This is a genomic window from Silvibacterium bohemicum, from assembly GCF_001006305.1.
Lineage (GTDB): Bacteria > Acidobacteriota > Terriglobia > Terriglobales > Acidobacteriaceae > Silvibacterium > Silvibacterium bohemicum.
The window spans coordinates 705,591-725,849 of record NZ_LBHJ01000020.1 but is presented as its reverse complement, the minus strand read 5'-3'; the positions used below and the strand labels follow the sequence as shown (position 1 = coordinate 725,849).

At 59.5% G+C, this 20,259-nt stretch carries 10 protein-coding genes; 9 read left to right on the top strand and 1 reads right to left on the bottom strand.

What is annotated here, in order from left to right:
- Nucleotides 1-44: 44 nt before the first annotated feature.
- The 7 genes from XX99_RS26060 to XX99_RS26030 all read left to right on the top strand — a co-directional run bounded on the left by XX99_RS26060 (nucleotide 45) and on the right by XX99_RS26030 (nucleotide 12,988).
- Nucleotides 45-1,883, top strand: a complete 1,839-nt coding sequence (locus XX99_RS26060) for a 2-oxoacid:acceptor oxidoreductase subunit alpha (RefSeq protein ID WP_050062445.1) — start codon at nucleotides 45-47, stop codon at nucleotides 1,881-1,883.
- Nucleotides 1,883-2,923 (top strand): 2-oxoacid:ferredoxin oxidoreductase subunit beta, encoded by a 1,041-nt coding sequence (locus XX99_RS26055; protein ID WP_050062310.1) that lies wholly within the window; start codon nucleotides 1,883-1,885, stop codon nucleotides 2,921-2,923. The genes XX99_RS26060 and XX99_RS26055 overlap by 1 nt, the downstream gene beginning before the upstream one ends.
- Nucleotides 2,924-3,268: 345 nt before the next feature.
- Nucleotides 3,269-4,372 (top strand): LacI family DNA-binding transcriptional regulator, encoded by a 1,104-nt coding sequence (locus XX99_RS26050; protein WP_050062309.1) that lies wholly within the window; start codon nucleotides 3,269-3,271, stop codon nucleotides 4,370-4,372.
- A 119-nt stretch (nucleotides 4,373-4,491) separates the two neighbouring features.
- A complete protein-coding gene (locus tag XX99_RS26045; protein WP_050062308.1) occupies nucleotides 4,492-7,929 on the top strand; it encodes an outer membrane beta-barrel protein in 3,438 nt (1,145 codons plus the stop codon).
- Between the two features lie 31 nt (nucleotides 7,930-7,960).
- On the top strand, nucleotides 7,961-10,630 hold the full coding sequence (locus XX99_RS26040; protein WP_050062307.1) for a glycoside hydrolase family 2 protein: 2,670 nt from the start codon (nucleotides 7,961-7,963) through the stop codon (nucleotides 10,628-10,630).
- 22 nt (nucleotides 10,631-10,652) lie between these two features.
- Nucleotides 10,653-12,029, top strand: coding sequence for an APC family permease (locus XX99_RS26035; RefSeq protein ID WP_050062306.1), 1,377 nt, complete (start codon nucleotides 10,653-10,655; stop codon nucleotides 12,027-12,029).
- Nucleotides 12,026-12,988 (top strand): carbohydrate kinase family protein, encoded by a 963-nt coding sequence (locus tag XX99_RS26030; RefSeq protein WP_050062305.1) that lies wholly within the window; start codon nucleotides 12,026-12,028, stop codon nucleotides 12,986-12,988. The genes XX99_RS26035 and XX99_RS26030 overlap by 4 nt, the downstream gene beginning before the upstream one ends.
- Nucleotides 12,989-13,027: 39 nt before the next feature.
- Here XX99_RS26030 and XX99_RS26025 read toward each other — a convergent pair whose 3' ends face one another.
- Entirely contained in the window at nucleotides 13,028-15,505 is a 2,478-nt protein-coding gene (locus XX99_RS26025) for an ABC transporter permease (RefSeq protein WP_050062304.1), read from the bottom strand.
- Between the two features lie 626 nt (nucleotides 15,506-16,131).
- On the opposite strand from XX99_RS26025, the gene XX99_RS26020 reads away from it, so the two are divergent.
- Both XX99_RS26020 and XX99_RS26015 read left to right on the top strand, forming a co-directional pair.
- Nucleotides 16,132-18,795, top strand: coding sequence for a DUF1800 domain-containing protein (locus XX99_RS26020; protein WP_231581629.1), 2,664 nt, complete (start codon nucleotides 16,132-16,134; stop codon nucleotides 18,793-18,795).
- Nucleotides 18,796-18,884: 89 nt separating this feature from the next.
- On the top strand, nucleotides 18,885-20,225 hold the full coding sequence (locus tag XX99_RS26015; RefSeq protein WP_050062303.1) for a DUF1501 domain-containing protein: 1,341 nt from the start codon (nucleotides 18,885-18,887) through the stop codon (nucleotides 20,223-20,225).
- The last annotated feature ends 34 nt before the right edge of the window (nucleotides 20,226-20,259 follow it).

Genomic DNA, 20,259 nt, shown 5'->3' with positions numbered 1-20,259 from the left:
AAATCTGAAGGGAATCCCGCCAAATGGCGACAGGAGACGTTGCCTTGGGCAATGCAGAGCCCACTCCAGGCACGAAGGACGACTTATCCGCGCGCAAGCCGGTCATCAACGACTTTAGTATCCAGGTAGCCACCGTCAACGGCTCCGGATCGCAGTCCGCCAACAGCGTGTTGCTGCGCAGCATCTTCGGGATGGGCATCCCGGTCAGCGGAAAGAATCTCTTCCCGTCGAACATCGCCGGCCTGCCCACCTGGTACACCATTCGCGCCAGCAAAGACGGCTACGTGGCGCGCAAGAAGGAAATCGACATCGTCGTCGCGATGAACGGGGAGACGGCGAAGGAAGATATCCTCTCGCTGCCCGCCGGTGCGGTTGCGATCTACGAGACGTCTCTCGACCTCCAGCAATATCGCAGCGACGTGGTCTGTTATCCCGTCCCCTTCGACAAGCTCACCGCGGCTGTGTGTCCCGAGGCGAAGCTGCGCAAGCTGGTCAAGAACATGATCTACGTCGGCGTGGTGGCCAAGATCATCTCGCTCGACATGAAGGCGGTCGAGACCGCGCTGCGCCGCCAGTTTGCGAAGAAGCAGAAGGCTGCGGACCTGAACTGGGCCGCGGTTGAAGCCGGTTACAACTACGCTGCCGAGTCACTCCCCAAGCAGGACCCATTCGTTCTCGAGCGCATGCACGCGACCGAAGGCAAGATCATCATCGACGGCAATGCTGCCGCCGCACTGGGCGCGCTGTTTGCCGGCGTCACGGTGGTGACCTGGTATCCCATCACTCCGTCGTCGTCGGTGGTCGAGCAGCTGATCGACTATCTCAAGAGGTATCGCGTCGAGCCCGATGGCAAGGCTACCTTCGCTGTGGTTCAAGCGGAAGACGAGCTGGCCGCTGTCGGCATGGTGCTGGGCGCAGGCTGGGCCGGCGCACGTTCGATGACCGCGACCTCCGGCCCTGGCATCTCGCTCATGGCCGAGTTCGCGGGCCTGGGCTACTTTGCCGAGCTGCCCGGCGTCATCTTCGACATTCAGCGTGTCGGACCCTCCACCGGTCTGCCTACGCGCACCGCGCAATCCGACCTGCTCTCCATCGCCTATCTCTCGCACGGCGATACCAAGCACGTCATGCTGCTGCCGGGAAGCGTGAAGGAGTGCTACGAGTTCGCCATCGCGGCCTTCGATCTGACCGAACGGCTGCAGACTCCGGTCTTTGTCGTCTCCGATCTCGATCTGGGCATGAACAACTGGATGTCCGAACCTTTTGAGTATCCGGAAAAGCCGCTCGACCGCGGCAAGGTGCTCAACGCCGAAGACCTCACCCGGCTCGATGGCTTCGCCCGCTACAAAGACGTGGACGGCGATGCCATTCCCTATCGGACTCTGCCCGGCACGGATCACCCCAAGGCCTCCTACTTCACACGCGGCAGCGGACACAACGAAAAGGCTCTCTACACCGAGCGTCCTGACGATTACCAGAACCTGATGGAGCGGCTCAACCGCAAGTTCGAGACTGCGCGCACCCTGGTTCCGCATCCCATCGTGGTGCAGGATGGCAAGTCGAAGATCGGCATCATCGCCTTCGGCACCTCGGACTTCGCAGTCATCGAAGGCCGCGACCAGCTGCGCAAGGAGTACGGCGTCGAGACCGACTATCTGCGCGTCCGCGCCTTCCCATTCACCCGTGAGGTCCACGACTTCGTCGCCTCGCATGACCGGGTCTACATCGTCGAACAGAATCGCGACGCCCAGCTGCTGAGCCTGCTCAAGCTCGACCTGCCGGCGGAAGACATCGTCAAGCTGCGCAGCATCCGGCACTTCAACGGCCTGCCCATGGACGCACTTTCGCTCACCGACGAGTTCGTGCTGCAGGAGGGAATCTAATGGCAACTACGACAGCTCCAAATCCGAAGGTCAACCGCCTGGGCCTGCAGGTCCTCGATTACCGCGGCGGCAAGACCACCCTCTGCGCGGGATGCGGCCACAACGCCATCTCTGAGCGCATCATCGATGCGCTCTACGAGATGGGCGTTCAGCCTGAGCGCCTGATGAAGCTCTCCGGCATCGGCTGCTCCTCGAAGAGCCCGGCCTACTTCCTCTCCCGCGCGCACAGCTTCAACAGCGTGCACGGACGCATGCCCTCGGTCGCGACCGGCGCGCTGCTGGCCAACAAGACCATGAAGGCGCTCGGCGTCTCAGGTGACGGCGACACGGCTTCGATCGGCGTGGGCCAGTTCATCCACCTCATGCGCCGCAACCTGCCGCTGATCTACATCATCGAGGACAACGGCGTTTACGGTCTCACCAAGGGCCAGTTCTCGGCGACCGCGGATCTCGGCTCGAAGCTGAAGACCGGCGTCATCAACGACCTGCCGGCCATCGACACGTGTGCGCTTGCCATTCAGCTGGGTGCAACCTTCGTTGGACGCTCCTTCTCCGGCGACAAGAAGCAGCTTCTGGCCATGCTGAAGGCGGCTATCGCCCACAAGGGGACCGTGATGCTTGATGTCATCTCGCCTTGCGTCACCTTCAACGACCACGAAGGCTCGACCAAGAGCTACAAGTACATGCAGGAGCACGAAGAGGCCATCACCGAAGTCGGCTTCGTGCCGCACTTCGAGGACATCGCGGTAGACTACGACGCCGGCACCACCTACGACGTTCAAATGCACGATGGCTCACACCTTCGCCTGCGCAAGCTGCGCGACGACTATAACCCCAATGATCGTGCGTCTGCCGTGAAGCAGCTGATGGAAGCGCACGAAAAGGGCGAGGTCCTCACCGGCGTCTTCTATCTCGACACCGAGAAGCCCAGCTTCACCGACATGCTGAACCTGGTCGATCAGCCGCTGGGTACGCTGCCCGAATCGCGCACCCGCCCCTCGAAGCAGGTACTGCAGGAAATCATGTCGAAGCTCCAGTAGTTTTTCCGTAGACAAGAGAAGCCCCGCTTTTGGCGGGGCTTTTCTTGTCTACGGCCTACCTGTCGGCGAGCCTTCAGGTTTATGGAGACCTCGGAGGATTGTTATTTCCGAAGGGAGCGTGAGGCTTCAGCCTCACGAAGAAGCCGATGAAATCCAAAGGGCTTGAGCCCTGGGCTTGTCGCAGGAACATTGGCTCGTACCTTCATCGATGCGTGAAAAATGCCGCCCGCAACAGGCTCGTATCGCGCCATCGAGCGAGACCCCCTTGCGGCGATGCCATGCGGTGACTGGTATAAGTAACTACGCCATGCTCATTTACGGGCTGGCGACAGGACGAATCGCGTAGTGGCCGGCCAGAAACGCAGTTCCAATCATGTCACGCTGCTCGATGTGGCGCGCGCAAGCGGCTTCTCCGCTTCGACCGTCTCAATCGTGCTCAACAATGCGCCTCTGTCGCGCTACGTCGCTGCCGCGACCAAGGAACGCATTCGCGAGGCTGCGCAATCACTCGGATATCACCCTGATGCTTTCGCCCGTTCGCTGCGCCGCCGCCGCAGCAACACCATCGGCGTGATGGCCTTCGATCTTTCCGATCCTTTCTGCACGCCCATCGTTCGCGGTGCGCAGAGCAAGCTGATCGGCACGCGCTATCTTCCGTTGCTGATGGACGCGCAGAACCAGCGACAGCAGTTTGAAGCGTATCTCGAGCTGCTTCTGGAGCGCCGCGTGGAAGGCCTCATCGTTGTCGCCAACTGGATCTTCCCCGACTTCCATCTGCTCGCCGATATCGAGAAAAACAATGTTCCGGTAGCCGTAGTCGATCGTGATCTGACCGCGAGCAACATCCATTCCGTGCTGGTCGACAACGATGCGGGCGGATACATGGCCATCCAGCAGCTTCATCGCCTGGGACACACGCGGATCGCTGTCATCCGCGGCCCCGGCGAGCTCTCCGATAGCGAAGGCCGCTGGGCCGGCATTCAGAGATACGCGGCAGAGTCTGGGCTCGCGCTCGATCCGCGGTGGGTTCGCCAGCTTCCCGGGGCGCAAGATCCCTCCTCCGGCTTCGAGGGCGGCAGACGGCTGACGGCGGAGCTTCTTCGATCCGAGGCAGACAGGCGAAAAAGTTTTACCGCCATGGTCGCATTCGACGACCTGACCGCCCTCGGCGCGGTCCGCGCTTTCACCGAAGCGGGGCTAAGCGTTCCGCACGACTGTTCGGTCATCGGCTTCGATGATGTTCTTCCCGCCGCGGTCAGCAGCCCCGGAATCACCACCATTCGGCAGCCTATGGAGACCATGGGAGAGATCGCAGCGTCATGGATTCTGGAGGCTATCGAGGCCGGAGAAAAGACCAGTGTTGGCGCGGCTTCCAAGCCTAAATTGCGCCTGCTGGCGCCGGTTGTCGTCGAGAGGGAATCGACGGCGCCGTATAAAAAAAATCAATAACTCTTGACAGTCTCGTTCGAGAAGACGATATTTTCGGATATTCAAACGTTTGAATACCGGAACCACGATTCCGGTTATGCACGCAAATTTTCTGGAGTTCCCGTTCGGAGGCCGTCGCCATGCCCTTCTCCTTCCCCATCCGTTGTCGTCTACTCGCCGCTGCATTGCTTCTTGCTGCTCCACTCGCGAGCCGAGCGCAGGAAATCACCGGCACCATTCTCGGAACGGTTACGGACGGCTCCGGCGCAGTGGTGCCCGGCGCCCAGGTGACCATTACCAACACCGATCGCCACGCTGTCGAACGCACCTTGCCCACCAACAAAGGGGGCCAGTACTCAGCCCCGCTCCTGCCGGTAGGGCACTACGACGTCACCATCGAGGCGCCGAACTTCAAGAAAATAACCGAATCGAACATCATCCTCAACGTGAATGACAAACGCGCCGTCAATGCTGCGCTGGAGATTGGCAGCGTTGCGGAGACGGTGAGCGTGCAAGCCAGCGCGCTGCAGGTGAACACCGAATCCGATGCGGCGACCGGCCTCATCACCGGCACGCAAGTTCGCGAGCTGGCGCTGCAAAGCCGCAATTATGAAGAACTGGTCCAGCTGATGCCCGGTGTGAGCGCCGACATCGGCGACGCCCTTTACGCCGGCGTCAGCGCGCCGAATGGCAACACCAACGAGACTGCATTCTCGTTGAACGGCAGCTTCGGCTCGGCGAACAGCTGGACTGTCGACGGCGCAGACAACGTCGATCGCGGCGGAAACTTCTCGCTGCTGAATTACCCCAGCGTCGACGCCATCGAAGAATTCAAGGTTCTGCGCGGCAACTACAGCGCCGAGTACGGACGCAGCGCCGGCGGCGTGGTCAACGTCATTACCCGCTCCGGGACCTCGAAGTTTCATGGCGGAGCATACGAGTTTTTCCGCAACGACGTGATGAACGCCAACGATTGGGGCAACAAGCAGCAGGATCCCGTCGCACCGCGCACGCCCTTCCGTTATAACGATTTTGGATGGACCCTCGGCGGCCCGGTCTTTATTCCTCACGTCTACAACACTGAGCGCAACAAGACCTTCTTCTTCTACTCGGAGGAGCTGCGCCGCGTGGTCCAGCAGAATCCGGTGACAGGTGTTGCGCCGGACGCCAACGAGCGCGCCGGCAACTTCGAGAATCCCGTCTGCAGCACGTATCCCAACAGCGACGGAACCTGCCCCGGCACGGTCATCAACTCCGTCACGCAGATCAATCCCGCAGCCGCTGCGTATTTGAAAGACGTTTATTCGCATGTGCCCCTGCCGACTACTCCCGGACAGGATCTGCTCTTCGCGAACGAATCGAATATCTTCAACTTCCAGCAGGAAATCGGCCGCATCGATCACACCTTCAACTCCAAGCTCTCCGGCTTCGTCCGCTATATTCAGGATTCGATTCCAACCGTCGAGGGCGGCGGTCTCTTCAGCGGCAATCCGCTGCCGAACATCACTCAGACCTCGACCGATTCGCCCGGGCAAAATGTTGCAGCAAACCTCACCTGGACGATCACACCCACGTTGCTGAATGAAGTGGAGTACGCGTGGTCGTTCGGCGCAATCCGCAGTCATAACTCGGGACAGCTTGCGGCCACCAACTCACCCGATGTTGCAAGCGCGATCACGCTGCCGTTCGCCGAGAGCCTCGATCGCATTCCCAGCATCGCTTATGGCGTCGGGAACGCAAGCTTTTTTGGCTTCGGCACCTACGGGGACTTCAACAAGAACAATGCCATCTTCGACAATCTGACCAAGACCGTGGGCAACCACAGTCTGAAGTTTGGATTTGCTTACAACCACTACGAAAAATCGGAGAACTCGGCATCGAACAATGCCGGAACCTTCTCTTTCGCCGCCACGCCCTATATCGGAGCGCCCGGGGGTGATCAGAAGGCGGAGTTTGAGCAGGAGTTCGCGCTCTTCCTGTCGGGCCAGTTCTCGCAGTTCACCCAGACCGCGAATGATTTCCGCGCTTTCATCTTTCAAAATCAGATCGAGTTCTACGGGCAGGATTCTTACAAAGCGCTGCCTAATCTGACTCTGAACTTCGGCCTGCGCTACTCGCTCTTCCGCCAGCCTACGGATGGCCGCGGCCGCGCCACTAACTTTGCGCCCGGCAGCTACAACTCCGCGAATGCTCCGGCGATCGACGATAACGGCAATGTGGTTGCAACTCCAACCTACGACCCGCTCAACGGAATCATCATCGGCGGCAGCGGCAACGGAGCGCACAACTCGCCATTCGGCACCGCCATTGCACCGCAGACCTACAGCGGAGTTCAGCCCCGTATCGGCTTCTCCTTCGATCCGTGGAACGACGGCAAGACGGCGGTACGCGGCGGTTACGGACTCTTCGTGGATTCGCCAGGGGTGGGCTTCCTTGAAAACAGTGAGTTCATCAACCCACCCTTTGTGGGCAACACCACCATCAACAACGCGCCGAACGTCTTCTTTAACGACCCAGCCGCGGGCAGTGCGACCAACAACAGCGTGCAGTCGGTGGGCGGAGTTTCGACTAAGTGGCATCAGCCCTATGCGCAGCAATGGGATCTCGATGTGCAGCGCCAACTGAAGTACGACATCATGGTGGACGTGGGCTACTACGGCTCGCGCGGTGTTCACCAGCTGTCGCAGGTCGACATCAACGAGCCGTTGCCCGGAGCGTACGCGAACAATGCGGTCATTGAAGGGCAGATCGGCGGACAGATGACCGCCTCCAACGAAAACCTGCTGAACATCATTCGCCCCTTCCAAGGGTATGGTCCGATCGATCTCTACGAGCCGGTCTTCAGCTCCAACTACAACTCGCTGCAGAGCAGCCTGCAGAAGCGCTTTGGCGGCGGATCGCTTGTCGGCGTGAACTACACCTGGGCGAAGTCGCTGACGAACCGCCCCGACCAGCCGGGCGGCAACCTGCCCGTTCCGCAGAACACCTACAACCTGAATGCTGAATACGGTCCGTCGCGTTTTGACCGCCGCAACGTCTTCAACGCGAACTGGGTTTACGAGTTGCCGTTCTTCACCAAGCAGGAGGGCCTCGTGGGCCGCACTCTTGGCGGATGGGAGTTCTCCGGCATCGTCGAGCTGCAGTCCGGACAATGGCTGACCGCGATCGGCAATTCGTCGCTCGATCCGGGTGGCCTCGGCGTCTTCACCTCAGCGACAGCACCGAACTTCCCGCGCCCCGATCAGGTCGGCAACCCGAACAAAGGTGCACCACATACTGTAGCCGATTGGTACAACGTGTCAGCCTTTGCCGATGTGCCGGCGAACGAGTTTCGCCCCGGTAACTCTCCGCGCGGCAGCATCCTGGGGCCGGGCAGCCAGCGCTGGGATCTCTCCATGCTCAAGAACATTCGCATCGTAGAAAACCAATCGTTCCAGTTCCGCGCCGAGGCCTTCAACGTGTGGAACCACACGAACTTCAACAACATCGATACCACGATGGACGACGGCACAACCGGCCAGGTGCTTGGCGCAGGTGAAAAACGTATCCTCCAGGTGGCACTGAAATATAACTTCTAATCGCAGCCACGCCTTGGAGGCACTTGCACGCATGCAGAGATTGATGGTCCTTGCTCTACTGACCTTGGCCCAGGCAACAGCCAGCCTGGCTGCTACGACGACGCCGCTTCACGACGGCTGGAATGTGCAGTCTGCCTGCAAACTGCAAGCGGACGGAGCACAGATTTCGACCGCTGCTTTTCATCCCGAGAACTGGTACGCGACTTCCGTCCCGGCAACCGTGCTGGCCACGCAAGTAGCCGCCGGTGAGGTGAAGGAGCCGTACTACGCCAAGAATCTGCGCGGCATTCCGGGAACGACTTATCCCATCGGCCACGATTTTGCCGACGACAACATTCCCGCGGATAGTCCTTACCGCTGTGGCTGGTGGTATCGCAAAGAGTTCGCCATCCCCGCGGCCGAAAAGGGCAGAACCATCTGGCTGCACTTCGGCGGCATCAACTACCGCGCCGAAGTATGGGTGAATGGCAAGAAGATCGCGGATAAGACGCAGGTCGCTGGCGCTTATCGCACCTATAACTTCGACGTGACCGGATTCGTTGAAGCTGGAAAGCCGAATGTCGTTGCTGTTGAAACCTTCGCTCCGGACGGCAAAGATCTGGGCATCAACTGGGTCGATTGGAATCCCTGCCCTCCGGATAAGGACATGGGGCTGTGGGGACCGGTCGAGTTGACCACCACCGGGCCAGTCTCGCTGCGCTCTCCGCTGGCCGTCACTCATTTCACCGATTCGTCGCTGCAGGAGGCAGATCTCACGGTCTACGCCGAGCTGCACAACGCCACCGACAAGGCGATCCACGGTACTGTAACCGGAACAGTTGCAAATATCCCTCTACAGCAGCAGGTCGATCTTGCTCCGCACGAAGATCGCACCGTGGCATTCACTCCGGAGCAGTTTGCACAGCTGCGCGTGAAGAATCCTCGCGTCTGGTGGCCCTACCAGATGGGAGACCCGAACCTCGAGACGCTGACCCTGCGCTTCGTCGCGAACGGCAAGCCTTCGGACGAACAGTCGGTTCGATTCGGCATCCGCGAGATGACATCGGAGTTGACCGACAAGGGCTATCGGCTCTTCCACATCAATGGCAAGCCCATTCTCATTCGCGGCGCAGGCTGGTCGCAGGATATGTTGTTGCGTCAGGAGCCCACGCGGCTACGCGATCAGTTTCGACTGGTGCGCGACATGCACTTGAACACCATCCGCCTGGAAGGGAAGCTGGAGACGGAAGACTTCTTCCAGCTCGCCGACGAGCAGGGAGTCCTCGTCATGCTGGGCTGGTGCTGCTGCGACCAGTGGGAGCACTGGAAGGACTGGACGCCGGAGAACTACTCCGTCGCGGCTGAATCGCTGCGCTCGCAGATGCTGCGCATCCGGCACCACGCCAGCCTGCTGGTATGGCTGAACGGCAGTGACAATGCGCCGCCCGCCTTTGTCGAGAGCGCTTATCTGAAGATCGAGGCGGAGACGCACTGGCCGAATCCCACGCTCTCTGCTGCGTCTTCGCAGAATACGCAACCCAGCGGAAAGAACGGTGTGAAGATGAACGGCCCCTACGACTGGGTCGATCCTTCGTACTGGTATGTCGACAGCAAGAACGGCGGCGGCTGGGGATTCAGCACCGAGATCAGCCCCGGTCCGGCGGTTCCCAGTGTAGCCAGCTTGCGTAGATTCATTCCTGCCGATCAGCTCTGGCCGCAGAATGCGACGTGGGCCTATCACTTCGGCGGCGGAGAGTTTACTAAGCTCACTGTCTTCGACGAAGCGATGAACGCAACTTACGGCCAGGCGCATTCGGTGGACGATTATGTTCGCGTGGCGCAGACTATGTCGTACGACAGCGAGCGCGCCATGTACGAGGCCTATAGCCGCAACAAGTACACCTCGACCGGCGTTATTCAGTGGATGCTCAACAACGCATGGCCGTCGATGATCTGGCACCTCTACGATTACTATCTTGAAGCGGATGGCGGATACTTCGGCACCAAGAAGGCGTGCGAGCCGCTGCACATCCAATATTCGTATGACGATCACAGCGTCGTCGTCGTGAACAGCACGTATCAGCCGTCGCCTGCGGTAACCGCCGAAGTTCACCTCTACGATCTAAACCTGAAGCCGCTCTTTACGCAGCAGAAACAGCTCGAAGCGCCCTCGGATAGCACCACGCGGGTGATCAGCATTCCCGCCGATGCATTCAATTCGGGATCGAAGGTCTACTTCGCCGATCTCACTCTGAAGAACGCCAAGGATGAGACAGTAAGCCACAACTTCTACTGGATTCCGTCGAAGCCTTCAACCTTCAACTGGGCGAAGACCGATTACACTCATACTCCCGATTCGGAGCACGAGGATATGACCGCGCTGCTCTCGCTGCCCAAGACCACGATCACGTCACGAGTGAAGATCACGGACTCACCCGAGGGACACAAGGTCGAGCTACAACTGCAGAATCCTTCGCAGGCGCTTGCTTTCCAGGTTTCCTTTGCGGCGCGCACCAAGTCCGGCGATTTGATTGCGCCGGTTTTCTGGTCGGACAATTACATCGAGCTGATGCCGGGCGAGTCGCGGACCCTCACCGCGATTCTAGCCAAAGATGCTCCCGCGAATCCTGACATTGTGCTCTCCGGATGGAATATTCCCACCGAGACATTGCATCCGGAGACATTGCTTCGGGGCAGCGAGCGCAACGTAGCATCGCGTTAAGAATTCGACCACTGAGAGCATCATGTCCGCAGAAGCAGCCGCGATCAATCCGGGGCAAGTCACGCTCAAACGCAGCCTGCGTTTCTGGGACCTGGTGCTCTATGGCATCATCCTCATCCAACCCACGGCGCCCATGCCGAGCTTCGGCGTCATTTATCAGGAGGCGCGCGGGCATGTGGTTACGGCCATCCTCTGCGCGCTGGTGGCGATGCTCTTTACCTCAGTCAGCTATGGGCGCATGGCGCGCATGTATCCGCACGGCGGCTCGGCGTTTATGTATGTGGGCAAAGAGCTTCATCCCAGCCTCGGCTATCTCACCGGCTGGTGCCTGGCCATGGATTACATTCTTAATCCGCTCATCTGCACCATCTGGTGCAGCAAGGCCGCACAGAATTTTCTGCCTGAAGTTCCTTACGTTGTCTTCGTAATCTTCTTCGCCGTGATGTTCACCGCGCTCAATCTCAACGGGGTAGAAACTTCTGCTCGCATCAATGCCGCCATGGCTGCGGCGCTCGGTGTGGTCATCGTGCTGGTCATCGTCGCGGCTCTACGCTACCTCTTCCATCTTGGACATCAGCCTGCATCGTTTTACAAGCTGCCGTTCTACGATCCGTCATCGTTCTCGTCGCAGGGTCTGCTCCGCGGCACCTCCATCGCGGTCCTCACCTACATCGGATTCGACGGCATCTCCACGCTCACCGATGAGGCCAAAGATCCCGCGCGCAGTGTTCCCCGCGCCATTGTGCTCACGTGCCTCATCACCGGCGTGCTCGCCAGCATCGAAGTTTATCTAGGCCAGCTATGCTGGCCGCGCGGACACGCATTCCCCGACATCGACACCGCCTACGTTCACATCTCGGGGCGCATCGGCGGCCCGATTCTCTTCGCCATCGTCAACGGATCGCTTCTGCTCGCCAATGTTGGCTCGGGCATGGCTTCGCAGCTTGGCGCGGCGCGCCTTCTGCTTGCCATGGGCCAGGATGGAGCCATTCCTCGCCGCTTCTTCGGCGCAGTCCATGCGAAGAATCGCATTCCGCGCAACAACGTGCTGCTGGTCGGAGGCATCTGCATCGTCGGCGCGCTGGCCTTCAGTTATCAGCTCGGCACCGAGCTGCTGAATTACGGTGCGCTGCTCGCGTTTATGGGCGTTAACATCTCTTCGCTGGTTCTCGGATGGCGACAGGGCAAGTTCGGCCAGTGGCTGCCGATGCTTATCTCGCTGGGCGGCTTCGTAACCTGCTTTTTCATCTGGCTGAACCTGGGCAACATGGCTCGTATCGTAGGCACGGCGTGGGCATTTGCCGGAGTACTTCTCTGGATCATCCGCAGAAAGCAGACCGTGCTTCCCGGAGATCCGCCCGGAGATGGGCCCGGAAATACTTCAGGGGCGGTCGCGTGAGTGGAGCAGACTCGCAAAAGCGCTTCGATGTGACGCTGGTAGGTGAAAGCAACATCGATCTGCTGCTTTATGGTCTCCCCGACGACCTTCCTCCCGAGCGCGAGCTGCTTGCGGACCGCATGGCCATGCATCTCGGCGGATCGCCTGCTATCACCGCGCATAATCTCGTCGCGCTCGGCAGCCGCGTCGGCTTCGTCACGGCCTCAGCCGGCGACACCTTCGCTGACTTATGCCTTCGCGATCTGACGACTGCGGGAGTCGATCTCTCACGCGCCATTCGTAAAGACGACGGCTTGAGCACCGGCTTCACTGTTCTCCTTCAACATTCGAATTTTCGCCGAACGCTGACCTATCCCGGCGTGACTCACTCGATTCGTTACTGCGATCTCGATCTCGGGTATCTGCGCTCGGCACGCCACTTCCATCTGTCGTCTTATTTTCTGCAGGAGAATCTTCGCCCCGATATTCCCCGTCTCCTCGCGGAGCTCAAAGAGGCAGGCCTAACGATCTCTTTCGACCCCAATGACGATCCCAGCGGCGAATGGGACAGCTCCATCTACGAAGCGCTCGCATACGTCGATATCCTCCTGCCGAATGAGAGAGAGGCCTGCCGCATCGCCCGCGTGCCGCAACTCGATATCGCGCTCCACAATCTGGCGGCCATCGTTCCCACCGTTGTGGTGAAGCGGGGGGCGCAAGGGGCAGTCGCCTTAACGAATGGCAAACGATATACCGCAATCGCGGCCCCTGTTACTCCGGTGGATGCTGTCGGCGCGGGCGACAGCTTCAATGCCGGCTTCCTTCATGCGTATTTGAAAGGTGAGCCTATCGATCGGTGTCTCGCATTTGGAAATCTGGCGGGAGCTTTCTCCACGACGCAGGCTGGAGGCATCGCAGCTTTTTGTAACGCTGACGAGAGAAGCAGGTTCTTTGCGAATCATGCCGTAGAAGCCCGATGATCGGCAGCTGCTGGCCTGCGAAGTCTCAGAGGTGCCGCTTTACTCCGAGCGCAATGCGTCGACGGGATCGACCGTCGCGGCTCGCCGCGCGGGTAGATAGCAGGCGAGATATGCGGTCGCGACTACGCAGCCGGTGATCGATGCGTACGTGACCGGATCGACCGGGCTCACGTTGAAAAGCAGCGACGACATGAGCCGCATGGTGACAAACGCGACGACCAGGCCGCATGCGACGCCAATGCAGGTCAGCCACAATCCCTGGCGCACGAACATTCCGGTGAGCGTTTTTCGTTGTGCGCCGAGCGCCATGCGTATGCCGATCTCGCGTGTCCGCTGCGATACCGAGTAAGAGATGACTCCATAGATTCCCACGATCCCGAGCAGCAGCGCCATTGCGCCCGCGACCGAGAGCATTACGAGCGTGAATGACGTGCGCGCCATCGATTTGGTATACAGCTCGCCTAGGGTGGTGACATCTGCCAGCGGAACATCAGGATCGATCGACCAGACTCGCTGCTGCACCTCATCCATGAAGGTGCGTGAGCCTGCGCGCGGGCTGCGGAGGACGAAGGCAATGCCGCGCTGGACCATCTCTTTCTGCCCTTCGAAGTTGTTCTGCATGATGGGCCAATACACCGTGCTCGGCGCCGGCTGATCGACGCCGTTGTCGTGAACATTCTGGGCCACTCCTACAATCTCGCGCCAGTCGTCAGTGGTGGCCACGCGAATGCGCTTGCCGAGCGCGCTCCTAGGGTCATGCCAGTATTGGCGCGCGAAATTTTCGGAGATGATCGCAACTGGAAGCTTTTGATACTCATCGGTCCAGGTCAGGTCGCGTCCCGCGACTAGCTTGGTGCCCAGCGTGGCGAAGCTTCCCGGTGAGACGAACTTGAACCGGCGTATCGGCGGCAGTTCGGCCTCGCTCTGCATGTGGTCCTCGGCGAAGAGCACATCGTTCGTATCGCTATCGTCCATAGGAACGGCGCTGGAAAGGGCTGCTGCGGAGACTCCGGGAATTGCTGCAAGCTTATCCAGAATGGCCTGTTGCATATGGACGATCCGATCGCGGTCCTTGTCGGGGATCTGTGTATCGGGAATATAGAAGCGAAAACTCTGTACGGAATCCGGCGAATCGAAGCCAGGAGAGACGTGCATGAGCGCATGAAAAGTCCGGATCATGAGGCCTGAGCAGATCAACAGCACCAGCGCCAGCGCAACCTGAACGATGACCAGCGCCTTGCGCGCACGATGACGCTCGCGGCTCTGGCTCAGCGCGCGGCCGCCTTCGCGAAGACTGCTGTTCACGCTTGCGCCCGCATATTTGATGACCGGAATCGAGCCGATGAGCAGGCTGGTGAAGAGCGCCAATCCCATCGTGAACAGCAGCACAGGAAGGTCGATGCCAATCTCATGAATGCGCGGCAAGCCGGTCGGCGCTGTGGCGACGAGAATGCGCAGTGCACCATATGCAAAGGCCAATCCGATGAGGCTGCCGGCAACACCCAGCACGATGCTCTCGAAGAGCAGCTCTCCAGCAATGCGAGTCCAGGCTGCGCCTAACGCGGAACGGATGGCCAACTCCTGCCGGCGGCCCTCGACGCGGACCAGCAACAGGTTCGCGACATTGGCGCAGGCGACCAGCAGAACCAGGGCAATCGAACCCATCAGCACCCACAGCACCTTGCCCACATCGCCGACGACATCCTGTTTCAGCGGCCGCAGGTTCGGGGAGATTCGGGCCTTTTCAAAGATGGTGATGCTGAATCCTTCAGGCGAGGGGAAGCTACGCAGGACTACAGGAAGCAGTCGCGCCATGTCCGCGCTGGCCTGGGCCATGGTTACGCCGGGCCTCAGCCGGGCAATGGCGCGCTGGCTGAAGTTGCCAAGCTTGATCTTGCCGCGGTCCCACTGGAAAGGCGCGACGATGTCCGCATCCTGCCAGTCGAGGAAGTGAAAACCTTGAGGAAGAACGCCGATAATCTCGCGCGGCCGCCCGTCCGCGGTGATGGAGCGGCCAATCACGGATGACGATCCGCCGAATTTGCGCTGCCAATAGCCGTAGGAGATAAGCACCGTCTCCGGCGAGCCGGGCGAGTCATCTTTGCGAGTGAAGAGATGCCCGAGCGCCGGGCGAACGCCAAGGATAGGCAAAGTGCCATCAGTCACATCGAGTCCGCGGACGTGGTCGGGCTGGCCTGTGCCGGTCACGTTGAAGGAGTCGCCGCCGTAGACACCGATGTCTTGGAGCGTGGTGCTCTGCTCGCGATCGATGAAGTAAATCGATGGCGCCATGTTCAGCTCTTTGAGTCCGATACCGGGAGCGGTGTGCCAGACGCCAATCAGTTGTTCCGGATGAGGATAGGGCAGCGGTTTGAGCAGCACGCCTTCGACGACGCTGAAGATAACGGTGTTTGCACCCACTCCCACAGCCAGCGTGAGCAGCGTGATCGCGGTAAAGAGCGGCGCCCGGCCGAGCCGGCGCAAGACCTGCTTCAAATGATCGCTCAACAATGCCATGGGTGAAGACTCCGCAGAATTAAATCGGGCGGCGTAGATGCAGCTGCCGCGGTGTGCTGGGAGTCTCTACGTTTGTGAAAGGAAAATGGTTCCGAGAATCGGTAGGGCAACCTGCAGGCATGCGTCCCATCGAGCGGATGTTTGCAATGCAGCGGGGAAAGTCCCCATAGTTCTTTGGCAAAGGCGATTCCCATCGCAAGCAGAAAGATAGTTTCTCAAGTAAGGCTGGCAACTAACAGATGGAAACTGGCAACTGAAAGCTAGCAACTGGAAATGAACTACTCGAAATGAACTACGGGAAATAAATAACTGAAACTGAACAAATGGGAAGGAATGTCGACTAAGTGAAGACTCGCGAGCAGAAAGAGTTCTAAGCAGAAGGAGCAGAACATGAGCACCGGTAAATGGGAATGCTACCGAAGTTGTATCTTCAACTGACGCTATTTCATCAAGCAGCGCGACTTTCGAGCCCCAACACTGTCGTTAAGATAGAGACTGAACGCGAGTGAACGGGTCGATTCTCGCCAGTTTATTGTTTCCCCTGCGGAGTTTCACTCATGCATTCTCGTAAGTGTTGGTGGCAGTGTGCCGGAAGTGGTCTTGTTGCTGGAGCCTTTGCAGCCTTTTTGACCGGCATAGTGGGTTGCTCGACAAGCGTCAAAGGAGCTTTAGGTTCCAGTTCGTCGACAACGTCTGATGGGGTCTCCGTCGAGGTTACAGGCGACTCCCAGGTCAGGCTGGGCGGAAAGACACAATTCAAGGCGACCGTGACCAATGCCTCCGATACTTCCGTGAGCTGGGAGGTCAACGGAGTTGTAGGTGGATCGAGCCTTACCGGAACTATCTCCACCTCCGGTCTCTATACAACGCCATCTTCGATTCCCAGCTCCGACGCTGTGACTATCACCGCGGTCAGCCAGGCTTCCAGCGGCGCAACCGCATCGGCGACGGAGAACATCCTGAATCCTGCTCCGACGATCAGTTCCGCCACGGTCTCCGCAAGTGGAGCGAGTTATTCCATCACGGTGAAGGGAACGGGGTATATCCAGCAGTCTCAGCTTCAGGTTCAAGGCACGCCGGTGACGACAACCTTCGTCTCGGCCACCCAACTTACGGCTACCGTTGACCTTAGTCTGGTTGCTGGAACCACGACCCTGGCGCTTGCGGTCACCAATCCCGATCCCGGAGCGGATACCTCTGCGACCTACAACGCCAAGCTTGCGGTAGTGGCGCCTGCTGTTACTGTGTCGGTTTCCGGCAACGCGCAGGTGAGAGTCGGATCGACCGTTCAATTCACGGCGGCCGTAGTCAACAGCTCGAACACCGCTGTCAGCTGGAAGGTCAACAATGTAGCGGGTGGAACCAGCACCACCGGCACCATCTCCTCAAGCGGCCTGTTTACTCCGCCGACCGCAACTCCGAACCCGAACACCGTGACGATCACCGCAGTCAGCCAGGCTTCGGCGACTGCGTCGGGTTCGCTTACCGAGACGATCCTGAATCCCTTGCCGGCTATCAGCTCAGCTACGGCGAGCGGCATGAATCCCAGCTATACGATTTCGGTCAGCGGCACGGGATTCGTCGACGGCTCCGTGGTGCAGGTGCAGGGAACTGCGGCAACGACGTCCTTTGTTTCTCCCACTCTGCTGACTGCAACGATAAGCATGACTTTGGCTTCGGGCACCGCAACCGTGCCTGTGGCAGTGGTCAATCCCGATCCCGGCGGAACGACGTCGGCGGTTGCAAACGCTCCCGTGCAAGCGACTCTGACAACCGCAATCGCCGCGGCCCGGCTGCTTGACCAAGCCACCTTCGGTCCTACCCTGAACGACATCCAGCATGTCGAGACGGTGGGCCTTTCGGGATATCTGAGCGAGCAGTTTCAGCTGCCTGCGACCACCCTGGCGACTATCTCCACGCCTCCTCCGACGCCCTGCACCGGCGATCAGATCCCGTGCCTGCAGTCGGAGTGGTGGCAGGCTGCACTCACCGCCCCGGATCAGCTGCGGCAGCGCGTGGCCTTCGCGCTTTCCGAGATGTTCGTTATCTCCACCGACTCGGTCAATTCGGCAGGTGTGGTGAGTTATCAAAACATGCTGGTGAACGATGCCTTCGGAAACTTCTCCACCCTGTTGAACGATGTAACTCTTTCACCGGGCATGGGGGTTTATCTGAACATGATGAACAGCAACAAGCCGGGCACCGGGCAGATTGCGAACGAAAACTATGCCCGCGAGGCGATGCAGCTCTTCAGCCTCGGCCTCGATCTGCTCAACCAGGATGGAAGCCTGCAGCTGGACGGAAACGGCAATCCTATACCGACCTACACTCAGGATCAGGTACAGGCCTACGCTCGTGCCTATACCGGTTGGACCTCTGCAACGGCATCGGGCGGGGTCCCGACGAACTTCATCTATAGCTCGACAAACTACGCATCGCCGATGATGGCGGTCGAGAGCGCACATGATGAAACATCGAAGACGCTGCTCGATGGAACCGTGCTGCCTGCCGGCCAAACCGCCGAAGACGATCTGGCCGGTGCGCTGCAGAGCATTTTCAATCATCCCAATGTTGCGCCGTTCATCTCGCGCCAGCTGATTCAGCATCTGGTGACCAGCAATCCCAGTGCGGCTTACGTGTCGCGGGTTTCAGCCGTCTTCTCGAACGACGGAAACGGCGTGCGCGGCAATCTGCAGGCTGTGATTACCGCGATTCTCCTCGATCCGGAAGCACGGGCGGGCGACACCGATCCCACCGTGGACGGCGGTCATTTGCGTGAGCCGGTGCTCTGGATGACGGATGTGATGCGCGGCCTCGGCGCCACCAACAACGACGCAACCGCGGGCAATAACGTCGTCGCGAATGCCTCGTACAGCACGGTGGCAAACTCGCTATCCTCTTTGGGGCAGTTACCGTATGGGGCCAGCAGCGTATTCAATTTCTTCCCACCGAACTACGTGATACCAGGCACGACCGCCAACGCACCGGAGTTCGGATTGGAGAATACGGCCAATGCAACGCTGCGCCTGTCCCTGACGAACACTATCGTTTACAGCAAGATCGCCGGCTTCACGATCGACCTGTCCGCGACCGGCACGTTTGGAACGCTGGCCAGCAGCCCTGGAAATCTGGTGAATGCGCTGGGAACGATTTTCATGCACGGGCAGATGCCGGCTGACATGCAAACCGAAATCGTCAATCAGATTACGCCCATGACCGATTTGGGAGAACGCGCGCGGGTCGCCGTTTATCTGGTCATAACTTCATCGCAATACAAGATTGAGCACTAATTCCAGTACAAAATTAGTCATTCAATCCCAGTAACAAGCTTGGTCGTTAAATCTTAATAACAAGATTGAGTACGAATAAGGAGTATTCCATGCGCGCGAATCGACGGAGTTTTATCAAGTGCGCCTCGCTGGCTGCGGCCGGAAGTATGGCGGCATTGCGGCCGTTCGGAGCCCTGAATGCGATGGCGCAGAGCGCGACCGACTACAAGGCGCTGGTGTGTGTGTTCTTGTTCGGCGGCAACGACGCCAACAACATGGTCGTTCCCTTCGACGCGACCGGCTATGGCAATTACTCCAGCATCCGTGGCTCGCTGGCCATTGCGCAGAACCAGCTGCTCCCGCTGACGCCGCTGCCCAACTTCGCTCTCAACCCTAACCTTCCCGAAATCCAGACTCTGTTCAACAGCCAGAATGCAGCTATCGTGGCGAATGTCGGGACATTGGTCGAGCCCACCACGCGGGCGCAGTTCATGGCCAACCAATCTCTGCCCGTGAACCTCTTCTCGCATGCCGATCAGCAGCTCGAGTGGCAGAACGCCTCTCAAACTTCGACGACTCCGACCGGATGGGCCGGGCGCATTGCGGACCTGTTAACGCCCAGCTCCAACCCCAGCGCTTCGATCCCGATGATTACGTCGGTGGCGGGCGATACCGTCTTCTGCAACGGCCAAAGCACGTCCCCGGTTTCGGTCAATGCCGGGAACCTGGGCAATGCCAGCTGCTCGGAGGGTTCGAATGAGTGCGGGTCGCAGCTGGAGGCGGCACAGGCGCTGCTGACCTTCGACACCGGCCTGACTCTGATCCAGGCCGACGATCAGATTACGACGAATGCCTATAACTACTCGAAGATTCTCACCGCCGCCACCAGCTCGGTCACTCCGCTCCAGACTGTTTTCCCGGGCGGCAACGCCCTGGCATCGCAGTTGAAGCAGGTTGCACAGCTCATGCAGGTGCAGTCGGCGCTTGGCGTCAATCGCCAGATATTCTTTACCAGCGTCGGCAGCTTCGATACTCACGCCAACCAGCTCGCGCAGCAAAACGGCCTTCTTGCCAATGTGAGCGCGGCTCTGGCGGCGTTCTATCAGGCGACGCAAGAGATGAATATCGCGAGCAATGTGACCACCTTCACCATGTCCGACTTCAACCGAACCTTCCAGCCGAATTCGAACACCGGCACCGACCATGCCTGGGGTGCTCACCACATCGTAATGGGCGGTGCGGTCAAAGGCGGCCAGATGTACGGTACGTTTCCGACCCTAGCGCTGGGCGGTCCCGACGATTCCGGTTCCAACGGGCGCTGGGTGCCGACCACCGGCTCCTCGCAGTATGCCGCCACGCTCGCGCAGTGGTTCGGGGTGAGCGCAGCCCAGCTGCCAACTGTGTTCCCAACCATCGGCAATTTCACGGCCAGCAATCTCGGGTTCATCTAGAGCCTGTTATGCCCTTTTGGGCATTTGTCGTTGC